The 19,607-nt window shown below is 30.7% G+C and carries 20 protein-coding genes; 10 read left to right on the forward strand and 10 right to left on the reverse strand.

Features of this window, described 5'->3' with window-relative positions; genetic code table 11:
- Positions 1-87: 87 nt before the first annotated feature.
- Together G9F70_RS18415 and G9F70_RS18420 are read right to left on the reverse strand one after the other, a co-directional pair.
- Positions 88-387: a hypothetical protein gene (locus G9F70_RS18415; protein WP_125003926.1), complete on the reverse strand. Its 300-nt coding sequence runs from the start codon at positions 385-387 to the stop codon at positions 88-90.
- Between the two features lie 153 nt (positions 388-540).
- Positions 541-2,571: an ATP-dependent helicase gene (locus G9F70_RS18420; protein ID WP_164944565.1), complete on the reverse strand. Its 2,031-nt coding sequence runs from the start codon at positions 2,569-2,571 to the stop codon at positions 541-543.
- Positions 2,572-2,718: 147 nt separating this feature from the next.
- On the opposite strand from G9F70_RS18420, the gene G9F70_RS18425 reads away from it, so the two are divergent.
- A complete protein-coding gene (locus G9F70_RS18425) occupies positions 2,719-4,197 on the forward strand; it encodes a nicotinate phosphoribosyltransferase (RefSeq protein WP_164944566.1) in 1,479 nt (492 codons plus the stop codon).
- 46 nt (positions 4,198-4,243) lie between these two features.
- Positions 4,244-4,603 (forward strand): hypothetical protein, encoded by a 360-nt coding sequence (locus tag G9F70_RS18430; protein ID WP_164944567.1) that lies wholly within the window; start codon positions 4,244-4,246, stop codon positions 4,601-4,603.
- A gap of 127 nt (positions 4,604-4,730) precedes the next feature.
- On the opposite strand, the gene ndk is transcribed toward G9F70_RS18430, so the two are convergent.
- The 3 genes from ndk to G9F70_RS18445 form a co-directional block, all read right to left on the reverse strand.
- The gene (ndk, locus tag G9F70_RS18435; RefSeq protein ID WP_164944568.1) at positions 4,731-5,204 is read right to left on the reverse strand and encodes a nucleoside-diphosphate kinase; all 474 of its coding nucleotides are present in this window, start codon (positions 5,202-5,204) and stop codon (positions 4,731-4,733) included.
- A gap of 87 nt (positions 5,205-5,291) precedes the next feature.
- On the reverse strand, positions 5,292-5,507 hold the full coding sequence (locus G9F70_RS18440; RefSeq protein WP_125005869.1) for a hypothetical protein: 216 nt from the start codon (positions 5,505-5,507) through the stop codon (positions 5,292-5,294).
- A gap of 189 nt (positions 5,508-5,696) precedes the next feature.
- Entirely contained in the window at positions 5,697-6,338 is a 642-nt protein-coding gene (locus G9F70_RS18445; protein ID WP_164944569.1) for a lactate utilization protein, read from the reverse strand.
- A gap of 292 nt (positions 6,339-6,630) precedes the next feature.
- Between G9F70_RS18445 and G9F70_RS18450 the strand changes: the two genes are divergently transcribed.
- Positions 6,631-6,990, forward strand: coding sequence for a winged helix-turn-helix transcriptional regulator (locus G9F70_RS18450; protein ID WP_164944570.1), 360 nt, complete (start codon positions 6,631-6,633; stop codon positions 6,988-6,990).
- Positions 6,991-7,334: 344 nt separating this feature from the next.
- Positions 7,335-7,685, forward strand: a complete 351-nt coding sequence (locus G9F70_RS18455) for a hypothetical protein (protein WP_164944571.1) — start codon at positions 7,335-7,337, stop codon at positions 7,683-7,685.
- 87 nt (positions 7,686-7,772) lie between these two features.
- On the opposite strand, the gene G9F70_RS18460 is transcribed toward G9F70_RS18455, so the two are convergent.
- Positions 7,773-8,387 carry an NUDIX hydrolase gene (locus tag G9F70_RS18460; protein ID WP_164944572.1) on the reverse strand — a complete coding sequence of 205 codons (615 nt, stop codon included), beginning with the start codon at positions 8,385-8,387 and terminating at the stop codon, positions 7,773-7,775.
- 129 nt (positions 8,388-8,516) lie between these two features.
- On the opposite strand from G9F70_RS18460, the gene G9F70_RS18465 reads away from it, so the two are divergent.
- From G9F70_RS18465 to G9F70_RS18485, 5 genes are all read left to right on the forward strand, one after another.
- A complete protein-coding gene (locus G9F70_RS18465; protein WP_202882616.1) occupies positions 8,517-8,843 on the forward strand; it encodes a nucleotidyltransferase domain-containing protein in 327 nt (108 codons plus the stop codon).
- On the forward strand, positions 8,833-9,216 hold the full coding sequence (locus G9F70_RS18470) for a HEPN domain-containing protein (protein ID WP_164944574.1): 384 nt from the start codon (positions 8,833-8,835) through the stop codon (positions 9,214-9,216). Before G9F70_RS18465 ends, G9F70_RS18470 begins: the two co-directional genes overlap by 11 nt.
- Before the next feature lie 163 nt (positions 9,217-9,379).
- Positions 9,380-10,630, forward strand: a complete 1,251-nt coding sequence (locus G9F70_RS18475; RefSeq protein WP_224617666.1) for an MFS transporter — start codon at positions 9,380-9,382, stop codon at positions 10,628-10,630.
- 400 nt (positions 10,631-11,030) lie between these two features.
- Positions 11,031-12,290, forward strand: coding sequence for a D-alanyl-D-alanine carboxypeptidase family protein (locus G9F70_RS18480; protein WP_164944575.1), 1,260 nt, complete (start codon positions 11,031-11,033; stop codon positions 12,288-12,290).
- 3 nt (positions 12,291-12,293) lie between these two features.
- A complete protein-coding gene (locus G9F70_RS18485; RefSeq protein ID WP_164944576.1) occupies positions 12,294-12,581 on the forward strand; it encodes an ArsR/SmtB family transcription factor in 288 nt (95 codons plus the stop codon).
- Positions 12,582-12,663: 82 nt separating this feature from the next.
- On the opposite strand, the gene G9F70_RS18490 is transcribed toward G9F70_RS18485, so the two are convergent.
- Complete coding sequence (locus tag G9F70_RS18490; protein WP_164944577.1) at positions 12,664-13,557, reverse strand: DMT family transporter; 894 nt, start codon at positions 13,555-13,557, stop codon at positions 12,664-12,666.
- Positions 13,558-13,914: 357 nt separating this feature from the next.
- Between G9F70_RS18490 and G9F70_RS18495 the strand changes: the two genes are divergently transcribed.
- Entirely contained in the window at positions 13,915-15,657 is a 1,743-nt protein-coding gene (locus G9F70_RS18495) for a phosphoenolpyruvate carboxykinase (RefSeq protein WP_164944578.1), read from the forward strand.
- A gap of 264 nt (positions 15,658-15,921) precedes the next feature.
- Here G9F70_RS18495 and G9F70_RS18500 read toward each other — a convergent pair whose 3' ends face one another.
- The 3 genes from G9F70_RS18500 to G9F70_RS18510 form a co-directional block, all read right to left on the reverse strand.
- Positions 15,922-16,176, reverse strand: a complete 255-nt coding sequence (locus tag G9F70_RS18500; RefSeq protein ID WP_224617360.1) for a hypothetical protein — start codon at positions 16,174-16,176, stop codon at positions 15,922-15,924.
- Complete coding sequence (locus G9F70_RS18505) at positions 16,145-17,368, reverse strand: transposase (protein WP_224617359.1); 1,224 nt, start codon at positions 17,366-17,368, stop codon at positions 16,145-16,147. Before G9F70_RS18505 ends, G9F70_RS18500 begins: the two co-directional genes overlap by 32 nt.
- Before the next feature lie 181 nt (positions 17,369-17,549).
- Positions 17,550-19,547: a DNA topoisomerase gene (locus G9F70_RS18510; RefSeq protein ID WP_164947922.1), complete on the reverse strand. Its 1,998-nt coding sequence runs from the start codon at positions 19,545-19,547 to the stop codon at positions 17,550-17,552.
- Positions 19,548-19,607 lie beyond the last annotated feature (60 nt).

Below are 19,607 nucleotides of genomic sequence, written 5' to 3' on the forward strand. Positions count from 1 at the left end.
CAAAATTATTTTAATGTAATAAGCTCATATTCATAGAATATGAGCTTATTAAAATTATATAACATTATATAGCAACTTTCAACAAAACTACTGTATTAACTTAATTACTCCAGAGTTTTCTGATATATAAGGTAATTGTTTTATAATAGTGTAAATATATTTTGGTTTTGATTTATCCTCTTTTAAAACCTGCTCCAAGGATAATTCATTATAATACAATAGCTTGCACCAAAAATCCACAAAGTCATCTCTTGTAATAAAAATAATATTATCTCGCTCTTTAACTGTAAACCCACAGTTAAATCTCTCCAAAATTTCTACTTCTGAGTATTCTTTATTTGACAAAATTAATCGTACATCTTCCCACATTTTCTTAAATGCAACCATTATATTCCTCCTTAATAGGACTACCTTTTATAGTATAACATATTGATGTTCCGTGTTAAATATTACGCCCTATTACATTATATGTGTTATTCAATTGCTTTGCAACTAGATAATATAATACATAAATCATATAATTTAACCCCAAATTCTTTTCTACACTTTTGATATTAGTGAGTTATTATACAATACCGACGCATCAAATTTCCTTGTAATTCCACCCTCAAATTTCAAATCTAAATCTTTACTTGTAATTGAAATTACTTTTCCCTTTCCAAAATTTTTATGTAGTATAATGTCCCCTTCCTTAAAAGGCAACCCTGTAGGTAATCCCCCTATAATATTGCATTCCACAACAAATCGCGAAGTCTCCTTTACTTTTCCTTTTACATTTTTACAAATGCATAGCCAAACATTATCTATAGCTCTTGTAATTCCTACATAAAACAATCTTCTTTCTTCTTCTATGTTATTATCCATACTATTTACATGTGGTATATTCTCCTCATTACAATTAATAAGATATACATTTTTAAATTCCATACCCTTCACGCCATGAATTGTACTAAGTATTACCGCATCCTCATTTGTATTTTTCTTTCCCTTACTAATTTCTTCTTTAACCTGGTCTACATGAGCTAGAAAAGCTATTATAGAGTTATACCCATCTATGGATTGCCTAAACTCTTCAATGACATCCTCCATCTCACCTAAATCTATCTTAAACTTAGTACAATACTCTCTAATATAGTCATGATAGCCTATACTTAAAACTATATTGTCTATAGCACTTCTTAGAGAAATTTTATTTAAAATGTGAATACTTTTTTTTAATTTATCTAGCATCTTCATTTGAAAGATTGGTACGCCGGAAATATCCTTTACGGTTTCAAAACAGTCTTCTTTAACAATATTTCTTCTTAAATTGTCTAAATTTAATTTACTTACATACCTAAAAGGTTTATTAATTATTCTAAGGAAGCTCTCTTTATCGGATTTATCAATACTTAGTTTTAAGTATGCAATTATATCCTTACAAATGAAATGTTGAAAGAAATCATATTCCTTATCTAAGAGCATAAAAGGTATTCTTTTCTTTATAAAAACATCTATTAAACTTCTACACTCCACGTTTGTTCTGTACAATATGGCATTATCTTTATAATTTTTATCCAGCGTTTCATGGCGACTTTGAATAATGTTACTGATTTCCTCTGCCTGAGAGTTTTCATTTATATTATTGAGTACTGCAATACCACCATCTTGCTCTTTAAACGCTACTATAGTTTTTTCATTTCTCATGCTATTATTTTTTATAATATTCATAGATATTTCTACTATATTCTTTGGGCATCTATAATTAGTAGAAAGAGGAACTTTACCTCCCCCTTCAAAATGCTGTGAAAACTTCACCATGCATTCAGGATTCGAGCCTCTGAACCCATAAATACATTGATCTTCATCTCCTACTGCAAAAATAGAACTGTCTTCATTTAATAGTTTTAGTATATCTACTTGCATAGAATCACAATCTTGAAATTCATCGACTAGAATATGCTTAAATAAAGTTCTATACCCCTTAAGTATTGTATAGTTTTTTATAAATAAATCCCTACAGCCTATTTGGAGATCATCAAAATCAAATAAATTCCTTTCTTTCCTATACTGTTCATAAATATTATAAGCTGCTATAAATATTCCCTTATCAATACTTGAATCAAAATCATAAATTATTTTTCCACTTGTTTTAAATACGGAAATATTGTTTATTACTTCCTTTACTTTTTCATCGCTTACTTCATCTAAATAGGACATCAGTACATTTTTTATTAGCTTATACACCTCTAGTGTATTAATTATGTTTATCTGTCCATAATAATTTTTAAGGATCTTATAAAACAAGCCATGAAAGGTTCCAAAAAACGGAACTCTCTCTTTTCCATTGATAGCAATATATCTATTTTTCATATTAATAGCTGCAGCTCTTGTAAAAGTAATAACTATAATATTACTCGGATTAATGTTTTGCTCATTTATTAAATGAACAATTCTATTAACTATAACTACAGTTTTTCCAGATCCTGGTCCTGCAGTAACTAGTAAATTTCTATTATCTGAAAAAACTGCTGCTCTTTGCTGCTCACTTAGATTTGAATTTATTTTACTGTTAATCACTTTATTATTCATATTATGTTTGTTCTCCACCTTCATTCAATTGTCATATATTATGTTTATACCCAAAATACTATTGTAATAATCCTATTTAAACATTAAAATATAAATATGTTATAATTTCATTATATACTTTTATTAAATTTCAAAGGGGAAAAAATTATGAAACACTCAAAAGATTTTAATGTGCAGAATGAAAGAAATTTAACAATGCTCGTAGACTTTTATGAATTAACTATGGGAAATGGTTATCTTCATAATAATGTTCAAGATAAGATTGCTTACTTTGATATGTTTTTTAGACGAGTACCTGACGGTGGCGGCTATTGTATAATGGCAGGGGTACAACAATTAATTGAATATCTTTCAAATTTAAAATTTTCAGATGATGATATATCCTATCTAAAAAGCAAAAATATTTTTTCAGATGATTTTATGGATTATTTAAGAGATTTCAAATTTTCCTGTGATGTATGGGCAGTACCGGAAGGTTATCCTGTTTTTCCTGGTGAACCCTTAGTTATAGTTAAAGGACCTGTTATGCAGGCTCAATTCGTTGAGACAATGATACTCCTTACAATTAATCATCAAACCTTAATAGCTACTAAAGCAAGTAGAATATGTAGAGCCGCAAAAGGCAGACCTGTTATGGAATTTGGTTCTAGACGTGCCCAAGGTTATGATGGTGCTATATATGGAGCTCGTGCTGCTGTTATTGGTGGTTGTGTTGGTACTGCCTGCACTATAGCTGAAGAAATGTTTGGTATTCCAGCAATGGGTACTATGGCCCATAGTTGGGTACAACTTTTTGATAATGAATACGATTCCTTTAAAGCATGGTCTGAAACTTACCCTGATAACTGCGTACTACTTATAGATACTTATAATGTACTACTCTCTGGTGTTCCTAATGCCATAAAGGTATTTAATGAAGTACTTAAACCTATGGGAAAAAGACCTAAAGCAATTCGAATTGATAGCGGTGATATTACCTATCTAACTAAAAAAGTTAGAATAATGTTAGATGAAGCTGGATATGAGGATGTAAAAATCACCATTTCCAATTCTCTTGATGAATATATTATAAGAGGGGTTTTGGAAAGCGGGTCACAAATTGATAGCTTTGGTGTAGGTGAAAGACTTATTACTGCAAGATCAGAACCAGTATTTGGAGGCGTTTATAAACTTGTTGCTGTGGAAAATGACGGAGAAATAATACCAAAAATTAAGATTAGTGAAAATGAAGAAAAAATCACCAATCCTGCTTTCAAAAAATTATATAGAATTTTCGACAAAACATCCCACAAGGCTATTGCAGATTTAATTACCTTACACAATGAGGAAATCGATGAAACTAAACCCCTTGAAATATTTAATTCTATATATACTTGGAAAAAGAAAAAAATTAAAAATTTCTATATAAAAGATCTTATGGTTAAGATTTTCGAAAATGGACAGCCGATTTATGAATCACCGTCTGTTATGGATATAAAAGCATTTTCTGCTAAAGAAGTTTCTAAATTATGGAGCGAAGTTTTAAGATTTGAAAATCCTCATGCCTATTATGTGGATCTTTCTTCGGATTTATGGAATCTTAAGCAGGGCTTATTAAATTATTATTCCGAAACCTTTGAGCAGTAGCATGAATAAATTTATTATCTAGCCTAAAGGAATACAAGGAGGTATTATGGATCAAACTTTAAAAATCAAACTTTCCAAAGATGCTCATGACAAACTTATAGAAATGCTTAAACAAACCGATGAATATACTAGCGTAAGATTTATGTACGTAAGTGGTTGCTGTAAATCAGCAAAAGTTGACATTTACTTAGACAATTTTAAAACAGGAGACATAAAAAATAATATTGATGATTTGCCAATATTATATGATGAAACTCTCTTGGATAGCATTGTGGAACTCACAATAGCCTATAGTGATTCTAGATTTTGGGTTAAAACAGTTTCTACAAAAGATAGTAAGATAAATTGTTCTAAGTCTAATAGTGCATCCTGTAGTGGTTGCTCTGGAGATTGTGGTTCACATTAGACATGAAAAAATAACGTCCTATGGGTTACCAGCGGACGTTATTTGATTGTCTAAATTTTGGACAATCAGTATTCTAATATTTTTTCAAATCAAATATAATATTCAATAGGTGAAATTAAATCACAAACTATACGTTTATTAATGGACCATCAATTTTTCGCAGCAAATCCACAGTTTTTTTATAACTATCTTTACATGTAAGCTCAGGGAACCAGATGGCAATTTCACGTTCTGCACTTTCAGGGCTATCGGAGGCATGAACTAAATTATGAGTTTTATCTAGTGTAAATTCCCCTCTTATGCTTGCTAGTTCTGCTTTTACAGGATCTTTATCTCCATTAATTTTACGTACCACATCAATAGCTTTTTCACCCTTCAAAATCATTGCACACAGCTTGCCTTCAGTAAGATAATTTATTAATTCTTCAAAATATTCTCTTCCCTCATGTTCCCTATAATGCTCTTTAGCATCGTCCATTGTGGCAGTAATCAATTTTAATGCCACAATTTCTAGTGATTTCTCTTCATAATGATTAAGAATTTTTCCAATTAGTCCACGTTTAACTCCATCAGGTTTAATTAAAACCAAGGTTCTTTCCATTTAAATTCACATCCCTGTTTTGTATTAACTATAAAATAAATTATATCCTAATTATTAGAAATAATACACATGCACCTATAAAGGATACTATGTATATTTTTCTTTATACAACATTCTTAATGGAGAAGTTTTATCATCGTTATATAGATCATAGTCAGAAATATTCTTAATAGTGAAAGGTTTGAAATTTTTCAAATCAAGAAATGGGCATTTCCCCCCATTATCTGCCCATTTATAGAATGCACACTCCTTAAAACAGTCTATCTCTTCTTCCATAGTTGTTAGAAAAGGACACTGTAACATTTTATCACCCCACTCCCATAATTTGTTACTCTAGTAACATTGTCACCGTGGTAACATTATAAGACATTTTAACAATAAATTGAAGTGTTTTTTGAAAAAATTCACAATAATCATACAATACAGAAATATAGACCTAATTATTTATACCATCCTTTTATAAAAGTAGGTCACTTTCCTTCTGAAATGTCGTTAAAACCCGAAATCCTCACCAATTACAACTACTGTAATATCAGTTCTCATAGGCTTTCTTTTGATTACAGAGTAAATCCTACAGGCTCTAGTATCAGCTCTACAATCACTACAAACTCCAGTTTTAGTACAAGGATTAGGCATATTTAATCTTTTACAATTCATTGGTGCTGCAATTTGTTCTAGTCTTTCAAAAGCAGAAGCTTCATTTTTGCAAATTTTATTAACCCCCACTACAACAATGACTTTTTTAGGTCCAAAGCTCATTGCTGCCACTCTATTCCCTACTCCATCAATGTTTACAAGTTCTCCATCTAAAGTTACAGCATTAGAACTGCATAAAAAAACATCTGAAAGGAGCTCCGCCCTCATAGTTTCCATTTTATCTTCTAATGATAAAGTTGGGTCACCGTGATCTAATACATGTCCTCCCAATGATTTTACCTTTTCTTGTATCCCAAGTTTTTTTATAGTCATGGATCCTCCAAACCCTACTCGGTCTCCCTTATGTACATTCTTCACTATGAATTCTGAAACTTCCTCACCACTCTTACAATAAAGGGCTGAAAATCCATTTTTTTTAAGAACTTCCACTACTTTTAATCCTATGGTCTCATTGTGCCAATTATAAATTTCTTTCATTTTTTTCCCTCTTTTCAAAATAATTTATATTAATTATGTATTTATTATACCTCGTGAACTTTAAAATTACTAAAGCTTGTTCAAATTCATTTTGCAAACATATTGGATGGAATTTATATTACTGAAATATTGCATATAAAATATATCAATGCTATAATTGTAAATAGTAGAGGTTTTTAAATCAAGTACTAACTTATAAGTGCCTTAGTATCCTAAAGCACTTAGTATCTTAATGTACTTACTGTGTTAATAACAGTTATCCTATCCAGCGGAAAACTAGGAGGTAATAATCATGGGAGATAACCCAATGAAAATAAATAATAAAGAATATAGTTGTGCCATAGAGTTAACACTGGATATTATAGGTGGAAAATGGAAGCCAATTATTCTTTGGAAATTAGCCAAAAATGACGTATTAAGATTTAGCGAATTAAAACGGTCAATGGGCATAATAACACAAAAAATGCTAACTCAACAGCTTAGAGAATTGGAAGCATATGAAATGGTTCATAGAAAAGTATATGCAGAAGTTCCTCCTAAAGTAGAATACTCTTTAACAAAACAAGGCAAAAGTGTAATGCCTATATTAGATGTTATGTGTAAGTGGGGAACAGATTATTTTGAAAGCGTTGTCTCAGACAAGGAAGAATAATTTTTTATAAAAAAGAGTGGATTTCCACTCTTTTTTTGATTACTTAAATCATCATCTGCGATGCTGCAATTAACGACTTCAGAAGGAGATTTACCCCCTTGTAGACCTCTGGAGCAGATAACAATTCTCAATTGTTATCCCCCCACTGAAGTTTTTTATTTGTTATAGGTTGTAACTCCCACTTAAAGAAGTGGGAGACCTTCCTTCTGGAATGTCGTTAAATTATGCATGTTGGAAAGATTATATATTAAGTATATGAAATAAACATATGTTTTAACTTTTAGGGCACATTAATTATATAAAATATGATTTCAGCAATTATATTTCTAAAAGGAGTGGTTTTTTTGAATATAACAAATATTTCTTTAGCCTATATATTTTTTGGGATTTCTATAATAGCCTTTGTATTTTTCTTATATTACAAATTTCTAGTAATTAATACAGGTGCTAAAAGTAAAAGACGAGATAAAATTATTGGCTCCATGAAAGACCCTGACAATTGGAGACATAGAAATAATATTATGGCTTTTATCTCTCTTTTTTGGGCTTTTATCTCCCAAGCTGCTTTTATCTATCTAAAATTTTTCAATAAATCAGGATTAATTTCAATTATATATGTTTTTGTGTATTTAGCAGTTATTGTGTTAAGCGTTTCATTATTCCTTAAGAAGAATAAGCTTGTGGGGAGTAAGTAGTTCTTTCTATTAAAAATAGCTGTAACCAAATAAAAATTAATTTCTATTTGGTTACAGCTATTTTTGTAAATTATCCACATTATTAATTTAAATATTGTTACTATTTTGCAAAACATCCACAAAGCTTTTAATAATCTGCGCTGTGAAACCCCATATTATATAGTCATTATACTCATAAAAATACTCATCCATATACCCTTTTCTAAAATTATAATCTTTCCCTCCATTTATTAAATGGAAAGGAAAACCTTCTTGATTTACAGGTCCTATTTCCATTTTATAAAGCAGTGGCTCATTTTCTAAAAAGAATTTTAATGGAACTTTAAATATGTGGCTTACTTCATCAACGCTTGGGTTTATTTCTCCATATTTTAGTTCTCCTACAAATGCATGCATTATATTTCCATAGGGGCTTATATAATAATCCATATCTCCTATAACTTCAATTTGATCTCTTTCTAAATTTAGTTCTTCCATGGTTTCTCTTATAGAAGTTTCCCTTGGACTTTCATCTTCTTCCACTTTACCACCAGGCAAACATACATCTCCTGGCTGACTCCTTAATTTAAGAGCGCGCACTTCAAATATCACAGATAATTCGCCCAGTTCCTCTGTAAGTAGTATCATAACTGCACTTTCCTTAAATTCCCCTATTGGCTTAGAATTTCTACCTTTAAATATTTGTTCTAGCTTATTTATCATGTTAATCACCACCAGTTTATATTCAGATTAATAATATCACACAAGTCTATTAAAAACATTTGTTTTGTTAAAAATATGATTACAAGCTAACAAATTAGTGTATAATAAAATTAAAGGTAGGTGATATGTTTGCCACATAATATAAGTTTAGAATTAAATAATCTGTTGAATGAAATAAAAAATGCTTCAGATATAAATACCATATATCTTTTTGGGTCTTATGCTTATGGAACTCCTAATGAAGATAGTGATTTAGATATATGTGTACTAACTAATGATAAATCCTCAAGAAAAATAGATATAATGAGAACTATAAGAAAATCAATATCTAAAGTGGCAACTATGCCTGTAGATTTATTAGTGTACTATAATGATGAGTTCAAGGAAAGATCAGAAGTTGATTGTACTATAGAACACCAAATTTTGCTTCAGGGAGTTAAACTTTATGGACAGTAAACAAGTTTCAAAAGAATGGTTTGAATTTGCTAAAAGAGACTTAGGGTCTGCTAAATTCTTAATAAATATGTATCCAAAACCAATAGAAATTATTTGCTACCATTGTGAACAAAGTGCTGAAAAATATCTAAAAGGATATACTATATTTATGGGTAATAACTTAGAAAGGACCCACGATATAGTATTACTCAATAATAAGTGTAAAAATACCGATAAGAGTTTTGAGTATATAGAGGATGATTGTATTGAGCTAGTCCCTTATGGAGTTCAAGTTAGATATCCATATCAACTAGAAGTTAACGAAGATGATATGAGGAATGCAATAGATAGTGCAGAGAGAATTCAAAACTTTATAGAAGATAAATTAAAGTAGCTTATTTTAGGCTACTTTTTTAAATGTAAAAATTTTTATAAGCTGTGAATTTTTTTATTACTTACATAACATTAAAAAAAATGTTAAAATTTACACAACATCAAATTATGACGTATTGCAACTGTTGCATATACTTTTGTTTTTTACAGAGGGGGACTAAAAATTGAAAAGAATATCCGCATTGTTCGATCCCTATAGAGGGCTACCAAAAGAGATATATGTGCTTTTTATTTCAAAAATTATAAATGCTATGGGATGCTTTGTCATGCCATTACTCACCCTTATTCTCACAGAGAAAATTGGCCTATCTATGAGTGTGTCAGGAGCTTACATTAGTATAGCAGGATTAATATCTATGCCCGCAGCTATACTTGGTGGTAAATTAACTGATGTTATTGGAAGGAAAAAGGTTATTATTATATTTGATTTTTTATCTGCCATGTTATATATTGTTTGTGGATTTATGAATCCATCTATAAATATGATTTACGTGTTGATGCTTGCAGCTATGAGTATGTTTGTAGCTGGTCCGGCTCACGATGCTCTTATTGCAGATTTAACTACACCTGAAAATAGGGATGGTGCTTATGCATTGTCCTATATGGGGTGGAATATTGGATTCGCCATAGGCCCCATTATTGGTGGCCTTCTCTATGAAAATTATTTACCGCTTGTATTTATAGGAGATGCGGTAACAGCACTTATATCCCTTAGTTTAATATTTATTTTCATTAAAGAAACTATACATCTTACAAAACAGGAGATTACAGTGGAAAATAGGCATTTAGAATCTAGGGAAGAAGGATCAATAATATCAGTACTATCAAAGAGACCAATACTCATATATTTTGCATTATGTACTTTAGGGTACAATTTTGTTTATTCCCAATGGTCTTTTATGATGCCAATACATTCAGCGCAAAATTTTCTAAACCTAGGAGCCAAATACTATGGTTTAATGGCTGGCTTTAATGGATTAATAGTTATGCTTTTTACTCCACTTATAACTAAACTGTCACAAAACACGAAACACATTAGAAAAATGATCTATGGAGGCCTTTTATATGCATTTGGCTTTGGGATGCTAGGCATATTAAATGCACTACCTTTCTTCTTTGTATCTGTCTTCATATTTACTTTGGGAGAAATTATTTTGTCAATAAGTGTTACACCATTTATTGCAAATCATACACCTATGTCACATAGAGGTAGAATGAATGCCGTTCTTCCCATAATCTTTGGACTAGGCTATACTTTAGGACCCATAACTATGGGCAAAGCCTTAGGATATATTAGCATAGAATCAGCATGGCTGGTTTTAGGGCTGGTAGCATTTATATCAACAATATTTATGTGTATGCTTGAGAAATATGACGAAAACCAAAAGAAAAAAAATTTTACCGTAATCGACTAAACGTAAAATTTCATGTTCTTTTAAAATTAATAGCGGTTTTTCTTAGATTATGCTAACAAAAGTATATATTGCGTAGAATACATCGAGCAAGCCTTAGCAATTCTTAACTAAATTTAGTGAAAAATACGTTAAGAAAAGTTCATGTTTGAGCGCTAGCGAGTTTGAACTTTTTAGTATCTTTCACTAAATTTTGTTTAGAATTACTTGGCGAAGCGATTGCATTCCTAGCAATATATACTTTTCGTTATAGCATAATATAAGAAAAACCTCTTAGTTTAAAATAATACTATACCTAAGTCGTTAAACAATGTACCTTGTTCTTAATAACCTAAAATGATATACTTATTCTGTATTTATCAGTAGATAAATATAAAATTCAATATAAATGGAGAGATGAAAATTGAAAAGAAGAAATCGACTTTTATTATTTGCACTAGTATTTACACTAGCCTTTTCTACAACTGCCTTTGCTGCCGTTAAACCTCTTGAATTAATTGGTAAAGCTGCTATTTCTGTAGATATAGATACTAATGAGATTATTTACACCAAAAACATTGATAATAAGATGTATCCAGCAAGCATTACAAAGCTTATTACAGCCTTGATACTTGCTGAAAATAAGAAATCAACTGACAATTTGACCTATACAAAAACTGCAAAGGAGCAGCCAGCTTTTTCTTATAACCTAAATGTTCATCCTGTAGCAATAGGTGATACTATGTCAGCTGATAACGTAATGGATGGACTGCTTCTTTATTCTGGAAATGATATTGCATATATGATTGCAGATAACCTTGGTGGAAATTCAGCGGGTTTTGCTAAAATGATGAATGCCAAAGCGACTGCACTAGGGATGAAAGGCTCTCATTTTATCACTCCAAATGGTTTAGATGATATAAATGATCAACATTTTACAACCCCTTATGACTTAACTATTTTAGGTAGAGCTGCTTATAAAAATGAATGGGTAAAAAAATCCATGGCTAAAAAAACAAGCTCAATAAAATCTGCTAAAGGGCCTTCCGCTATTGTTGCAAATAGAAACAAACTCCTTGGAGTAGATGGTAACATAGGTGGTAAAACCGGCTATACACTAAAAGCTGGAAGATGTTTAATTTCTATATATGAACGGAATGGTCGCCATATCTTAGGCGTTGTTATGAATTCGGAGAATGATGCAAAAGATACAAAAGTCTTTGAAGATATGCAAAACCTAATCGACTTTAGTTATGCCGCTAAAAAAGAAGTACTACATCAAAAAAACACTGCTGTAAAAACAATTTCTGTGAACTATAAGGTTATTCCATTCATAGGACCAGAAAGAACAGTTAATATTCCATTAGAGTCAAAAGAAGATGTGACTTTTTATAATAATGATATAAAACCACAAACTATTGTTAAGGCTGATAGCATAAATGCATGGAAGCTTAATAAAGAGACTTCTGTTGGAACTTTAGAATTTAAACAAAGAGATGCTCAAAAGAGCTATAAATTATATTCAACGATTTCAAAATCTACCCTTATTAAAGACAATATAATAATCTACACTATAGTTACCATTCTATTAGTTGTAGTTTTAGGTTTAATTGTGCTATTAATTTCATCTATCGGCAAGCGTAAAAATCGTCATGGTAGAAGAATGGATTTTAAAAGGAGATAAGCAATGAATAAGGATTTCCAAGAATATACAGAGATTGCAGAATTACTAAAGGCTCTTGCTCATCCTGTAAGAATCTGTATTATAAGAGGGCTTATGAAAAAAGGTAGCTGCAATGTTAGCTATATGCAGGATTGCCTAAACCTTCCTCAATCCACCATCTCTCAACACCTTCAAAAGCTAAAAGCTTTAGGAATTATCCAAGGTGAAAGAAATGGCTTGCAAATTAATTATAAAATTTGTAATGAAACCATTGTAGACATAGTAAATGTAATGTTTCCTGATGAAGATTAATTTAAGTTTATAAAAAGCAGGTAGTACTATAATTTGTACTACCTGCTTTTTCTCATAGTATGCTATAACTAAAAGTATCAGATTATAAGTTTCGTTTTTTAAAGTTAAACTTACCATCAAAGCTCACTATAGTCACTCCCATTATTATTACAATGCACCCTATTACCTGCCAAATTGTAACGACTTCATTTAAGATTACTGCCGCAGCAATTAGACTCATAACAGGCTGTAAGTTTATATAGGTAGTAATGATTGTTGCTCCAAGTTGTTTTAGGCAATATATATATGCTATATATCCAATGCAAGAGCAGAAAATTGATAAAAACACTATATTTAATACGACCGTAGTAGAAGGCATTTTCACAGTACTAAAAAATAGTGAGGGGCTTAAGAATAATGACCCCCACATGATTTGATAGGTAGTTATAGTTATACTTCTATAATTCCCTTTAAAATTACTACAAACCCTATTGTAAATTAACCAAGAAAATACTGCTCCCAGAGCCAGGATATCTCCTATGCTACCTTTTGAAAATAAGCTTACCCTTTCCTTAGATGCAATTATAATAATAATTCCAACTAAGCTTAATGTAGCACCAAAGATTTTTCCATAGCTCATTTTTTCTTTATAAAATATTCTTTGGGAAAACAGAGTAAATACTGGTATAGTTGCAATTAAAATTGCCACATTTGATGCAGAGGTATTTGCAACAGCATAGTTTTCAAATATAAAATATATTGCTATTCCAAAGAGCCCACCCAATGCTACTTTAAACTTGTCCTCTTTTAGAATTTTCTCTTGAGGGTATTTTACTTTTAATATTATAAATAAAATTACTGCGGCGAGCATAAATCTATAAAATGCTGATAAAGTAGGACTTACCTCTTCCACTATAACCTTTATACTTAAATAAGATAAGCTCCACATAACCATTAAAATAATTGCCATTAAATGAGGTGTTTTTTTATTTTTCACTATGTCACGCCCTTTACTTTGACTTGTTATTTGTTTTTATACGCCCAAAATTATTATATCTTAGAATTTCCAAAAATTATAGTATAATTTTATTTCAAATTCTCATTTAATCTAATATATTCTTATGATAAGACACATATAAATAACAATTCGCTTTTCCATCATACTCCATATATTGATAGTATCAATATTAATATTAATATGGTAAATTATAATTTTGCAACTTTACCATTGTCAATAATTCATTTTTAGAGTATTATAGTATAGAAATGAATTATTTTAAGTTATTTATGATAATATGAAACCCAATAAAATTCATTTCACTAATTATATGTACTAACCTATGGAGGTGCCAATTTGAAAAAAGAATTTTCGCTAAGTAACGATAATGTAATGATAAATTTCACTGCAAAATACTGTAATAGTCCTGAAAAATTATTAGAAAGTAATGGCTTTAAAAGAGTTTTTAACGCTTATCTCAAAAAAATAAAGAAGAAAAATTCAAATATCTATAAATATTTAGTCCAAAATGCCCATACAGAAAATGAGGATTTAGATGTTTTCATGATACATTTGTTTAAACTTCTGTCTATATTAAATGTAAATGAAATTATTAATTTAAATACTAAATATAGTTCTCTTATAAATAACAAAGATTCCTTCATTGATTTTATAGAAGATTTTTATGGTTTTTGGAGAAAGCTTGAAAGATATACTGTAATTCAAAACAATAAAATTAATGATGGTTTAGAAAAAACAAGTTTTATTGAAGCTAACAATGATTTTTCCATGCTTATACTTAATTTGTATAGAAAAATTGAAGAGAATGTAGTTGGCCATAAACCTACGGTTTATAGACAACTACCTGCTGGTGGCAATGCTGGTCTTATTGTTAATAATGCAAATTGGCCTCTGCCTTCTGGATATGAAAAATTAAAAGACGTTCCCTTTATTGAATCAATAATGCTGGATTTACCTTATATAAGCTACCCTAAAAGAAACACTCGAGATGGTATTTTTAATGAATGTTTTGAAAATCCATTAGAGCATTGTACCCTAAGCACTGACCATTGGTTTTGTTACCCTGCAAAAGTAGGAACACTTCTTGCATTCATCTATGTTCACAGAGATTTTATGGCTCATGCAATAACTCTATGTAACCTATTTGAAATGGCAAGAGAGAAAGAATACAGGGGCATTAAACCAGATATAGTTTTTGTTTTTGGAGCTAAGGATTCTTCTCCTAAAGTCAAAACAGTATTTTATGATGATAGTGAAAATGATATTATGCTTGGATATATAAGTTATGGTGAAGAAATTGATTACTTCGGATATGTAAAAAAAATGGCCTTAACTCTGCATAACCTAATAATGATTAAAAGAGGTCATTTACCAATTCATGGCGCCATGGTTAATGTTGTTATGAATAATGGTAAAAGCGCAAATGTTGTTATTATGGGTGATAGTGGTGCAGGTAAATCTGAATGCTTAGAAGCCTTTAGAAGTTTAAGTGAAGATTACATCAGTGATATGACCATAGTCTTTGATGACATGGGTGTTGTAACTATGAATGAAGGTGGAAAGCCCTTAGGCTTTGGAACAGAGATTGGTGCTTTCGTAAGACTGGATGATTTAGATGCTGGTTATGCTTTTAAAGAAATTGACAGAAGCATATTTATGAATCCTGATAAAATTAACGCAAGACTTGTTATGCCTGTAGCAAGCTATAAAGATATTATTAAGGGATACCCTATAGATTTATTCCTCTACGCAAACAATTATGAAGAGGTAAAGGAAGGAAATGAAGAAATTACTTTCTTTACAAATCCAATGGATGCCATTGATGTTTGCAAAAAAGGGGCAAGGATGGCAAAAGGTACGACTACAGAACTCGGTCTTGTAACCTCTTATTTTGCAAATCCTTTTGGACCTGTTCAAAAACAAGAACTAGTGGATGTTCTTATAGAGAAGTATTTTGATGTGTTTTTCAAAACAGGAGTAAAAGTTGGACAAATTAGAACTTCCTTAGGTATAAAAGGTCAGGAAAAAGATGGCCCTAAAAAAGCGGCTAAAAAATTATTTGAATTAATCATAAAATAAAAAAGAAAAAAGTATATATTACTACAACTTCTGTTCGCTGCGCTAAGTAATTCTAAACTGATTTTAATGAAAGATGCTAAAAAGTGCAAACTCGCTAACGCTCAAACATGCACTTTTCTTAACGCATCTCCCATTAAAATCACTTAAGAATTACTAGAGCTTGCTCAAATGAAGTTTACGTAATATATACTTTCTTTACCGTGTAAAGAACAAAATCTCCCTACGGTCGAGTAAAAACCCTTATGCCAAGCAAATATGATAATTTCATCGTCCTTTAATTATCATATTTGCATCACATTCTGGGCATAGAACAATAGGACTACCACTCTTCTTGTCAAATTCCTCAGGTGTATAACATTCAAACGCAACAAATTCTGGTACCTCTTCTTCATACCCACATTTCTTACATTTAAAAAGTATCATCTTATCGGGCCCCTCTGTTTGAAATGGTATCTCCCTTTCATCCATTTTAATTTTAAAAATCCTTTTAATACGTTCCCATATCATAAATATACCCATACTTTCTGTGCCAAATTTGGAATAACTCCATTAGCTGACCGCATTTTGAACATTTCCCTGGATCTTTAGAAAAATTAATAATCATTAATTCTCTATACTTCATTTTTCTTATTTCCTTTTTCCAATTTATTTTTAATGTGTACTGAATTGCTTTAAGCCCACTTTTTATGTATTGCAATAAACCAAAACATTTTCTAATCTTTATACTTATACTTCCAGCATATACTCCATATAATCTAACCATTTTAAAATATTTAGGCGATATATGCATTAGTAACCTGCCTATAAACACTTGTGCCGTAACTGTTTCTTCTACTCTCTCATTAGTTTCATGACTCTTATACCAAAACGTTACATTTTTCCCATCATAGCTAAGTATTCTATATTCTGCTATCGCAGGTCTTGCTAAATATCTACCGATATATCTTGCTGCACCTCTTGCACTTTTCATTCTTGATTTGGCATTTATGTAAAATCCGTTAGGATAATCTTTGAACATTTTTAAGTACTCTGCTTTTTTATCTGGGTTTTTACTAACCATATAATTTATTAATTTGTACTGCCAAACTTTTCTAAAATATTTATAGTCAAAGAATTCCATATCCTTAACTTCATTATCCCTTGTTTTTATTTCTGGAACCAATGCATGCACATGTGGGTTAAACCCTATATTCCTTCCAAAAGTATGCACTACGCCAATCATTCCACTTTGCCAAAGCACTCCACCTTTTTTGCTTCTTTTCTTCTTTTTATATTCTTCTCTATTTTTATAGTTTACACCATTTGCAAACTCATTTATAACCTCATATACCATGTCTTGCAGGTCTTTCAGACTCTCTCTATTCCAAAAAAAATATTTTCTGTACTCAGTCGGTATCGTAAAAACACAATGCCTATGTGGAACATCCAAGATTTTACTTACTTGTTTCTCTACCCATTCGCTTATGTATTTTTTACCACATTTACTACAAAACCTACTTTTACATGTAAATCCTATTTTAAATACTTCCAGACATTTTAAACATATGTACGCAACAAAACCTAATGAAATATCTCCACATCCTATCATTTTCATTACTTCGATATTCATATGTTCTCTCATCTTTTCAGGATACTTTTCTTTATTCAATTTCCAAAACTTTGAATAATTATCTTCAAATATTTGTTTTATGGTAATCTTATTTTTTCTCATGATTTAATCATCTCATATTTATCTGATTTTTTCTATATATCTTTTAGCTAGAATGTTATCCACAGCGGCTTCCGCAAGCTGTTTCCTATATAAGAACAAATTCTCCCTACGGTCGAGTATAAATGTTATCCACAGCCACTTCCGCAAACTGTTTCCTATAAAATAAAAAAAACATATAAAATTACTCCACCCCAGTTTGAGGGTTTCTGTAAAATGAACTTACAGAATCAAAATTGTTTTTAAGTCTTAAGGCATTATTTAGTTTAAGTACTCTATCAGTATTTTTAATAATATAATTCTCAAGCTTATCCATGTACAAATTCCCCGCTATTTCATTTTGGGTAACCATGGTTAATCCTTTTTCCCAACTAGCTGTTAATTCTGGATTTAGCAAAGTAGGTATAGAATTTTTTACCACATCATATATAATTTCTCCAAGGAGCGTTGGCACAACTACCTGGGTTTTATTATTAGATTTGATGTATTCTATTTTTTCAAGCTTTGTTAATATTCCTGAACGAGTGGCACTTGTACCAATGCCAGATCCTTTTATATGCTCTCTTAGTTCTTCATCTTCAATAAGTTTACCCGCATTTTCCATGGCTATAATTATTGAACCTGTAGTAAATCTTTTAGGAGGAGAAGTTTTACCTTCTTTTACAATTAAGTCTTCCAAATTTACAACTTGACCCTTTTTTAAGGTACTTAAAAATTTCATATTTTTGCTTTCACTATCATTACTATCATTATCAGGTTTTAAAACTTGCAAATACCCAAGTTCAACGCAAACCTTATCTGTTGTGGAAAATCTTTCCTTGTTAATCTTTGTTATAATAGAAACCTTGCTATAAACAGCAGGGGGATAAAATATTGAAAGGAATCGTCGTAACACTAAATTGTAGATTTTCTTTTCTATATCTTTTAAAGACAAATAGTTTTGAAGCCCTTCTCCTGTTGGAATAATCGCATAATGATCTGTAATCTTGCTATCATCAACATATTTTGTTTTAGCTATATTACTATACCATTTTTTTCCTAGAATATTTGCAGCTATATTTTTTATTTCAGAGTCTCCCTTGAAATTTGTTAGCTTTTGTATGTTCTTATTAATTTCTTTTGCCACAGATGTAGATAATACCCTAGCATCCGTTCTTGGGTATGTGAGCATTTTTTTCTCATATAAAGCTTGAATATGACTAAGAGTTTGTTCTGGATTTATTTTGAATTTTTTAGAACACTCATTTTGTATCTCTGCTAAATTAAAAAGTAGTGGGGCATTCTTATTTTCTTTTTTCTTTACAACATTCTCAACCAGAATTTTTCCTTCTATACTAGAATCTCTAAGTTCTCCTATTAATTTTTCTGCATTTTCTTGTTTTTTAAATCCACCCTCATTATAAAGAAGTGGTGAGTCAAAATACTCAGATCCTTCTACCGCTTTCCATTCCCCCTCATAAATAGATTCTTCATCTACCTTAAAGCTTCCTATAATCTTATAAAATGGAGTAACAATAAACTCTCTAACTTCTCTTTCTCTTTGAACCACCATTCCAAGTACACAAGACATTACACGTCCCACCGCAATAACTATATAATTTTTTCCTAGATAATTACTTACAGTTTTTCCATAGACTAAACTTAGAAGTCTTGAAAAATTAATTCCCATTAGATAATCCTCTTTTGCTCTTAAATAAGCGGCTTCAGATAATGTATCATACTCTTTCAAATCCTTTGCTTCTTTAACTCCACGAATAATTTCCTCTTCCGTTTGTGAATCTATCCAAACTCTTCGTTTTTGTTTATTAGGATTCCCAGCCAAATCATCCACTAATCTATATATGTACTCCCCTTCTCTCCCAGAGTCTGTACAAACATAAACCCTATCAATATCTTCGCGGAGCAGTTGACTCTTAACTATATTAAATTGTTTTTTCACGCCCTCTATAACTTCATATTTATATGCCTTAGGTAAAAATGGCAAGGTATCTAAAGACCATTTTTTTAATTTTACATCATATTTTTCTGGATAACTCATAGTAACTAGATGTCCCACACACCAGGTAACAACAGCCTTATCAGACTCTATATATCCATCTGATTTTCTCCCATTTATTTTTAAAGCTTTAGCAAACTCTGCAGCAACACTTGGTTTTTCCGTAATAAATAATGCCTTACTGATATGTACCACTTCACTTTCTGTTAAATTACATTAATAGTCTCTGACTTAAACGTCATTGAT

The sequence above is a fragment of the Clostridium sp. FP1 genome (assembly GCF_011065975.2).
Taxonomy (GTDB): domain Bacteria; phylum Bacillota; class Clostridia; order Clostridiales; family Clostridiaceae; genus Clostridium_AD; species Clostridium_AD tagluense.

Coding starts and splice junctions, on each gene's coding strand:
- G9F70_RS18415 (WP_125003926.1), bottom strand. CDS start 387: ATGGTTGCATTTAAGAAAATGTGGGAAGATGTACGATTAATTTTGTCA.
- G9F70_RS18420 (WP_164944565.1), bottom strand. CDS start 2,571: ATGAATAATAAAGTGATTAACAGTAAAATAAATTCAAATCTAAGTGAG.
- G9F70_RS18425 (WP_164944566.1), top strand. CDS start 2,719: ATGAAACACTCAAAAGATTTTAATGTGCAGAATGAAAGAAATTTAACA.
- G9F70_RS18430 (WP_164944567.1), top strand. CDS start 4,244: ATGGATCAAACTTTAAAAATCAAACTTTCCAAAGATGCTCATGACAAA.
- ndk (WP_164944568.1), bottom strand. CDS start 5,204: ATGGAAAGAACCTTGGTTTTAATTAAACCTGATGGAGTTAAACGTGGA.
- G9F70_RS18440 (WP_125005869.1), bottom strand. CDS start 5,507: ATGTTACAGTGTCCTTTTCTAACAACTATGGAAGAAGAGATAGACTGT.
- G9F70_RS18445 (WP_164944569.1), bottom strand. CDS start 6,338: ATGAAAGAAATTTATAATTGGCACAATGAGACCATAGGATTAAAAGTA.
- G9F70_RS18450 (WP_164944570.1), top strand. CDS start 6,631: ATGGGAGATAACCCAATGAAAATAAATAATAAAGAATATAGTTGTGCC.
- G9F70_RS18460 (WP_164944572.1), bottom strand. CDS start 8,387: ATGATAAATAAGCTAGAACAAATATTTAAAGGTAGAAATTCTAAGCCA.
- G9F70_RS18470 (WP_164944574.1), top strand. CDS start 8,833: ATGGACAGTAAACAAGTTTCAAAAGAATGGTTTGAATTTGCTAAAAGA.
- G9F70_RS18485 (WP_164944576.1), top strand. CDS start 12,294: ATGAATAAGGATTTCCAAGAATATACAGAGATTGCAGAATTACTAAAG.
- G9F70_RS18500 (WP_224617360.1), bottom strand. CDS start 16,176: ATGGGTATATTTATGATATGGGAACGTATTAAAAGGATTTTTAAAATT.
- G9F70_RS18505 (WP_224617359.1), bottom strand. CDS start 17,368: ATGAGAAAAAATAAGATTACCATAAAACAAATATTTGAAGATAATTAT.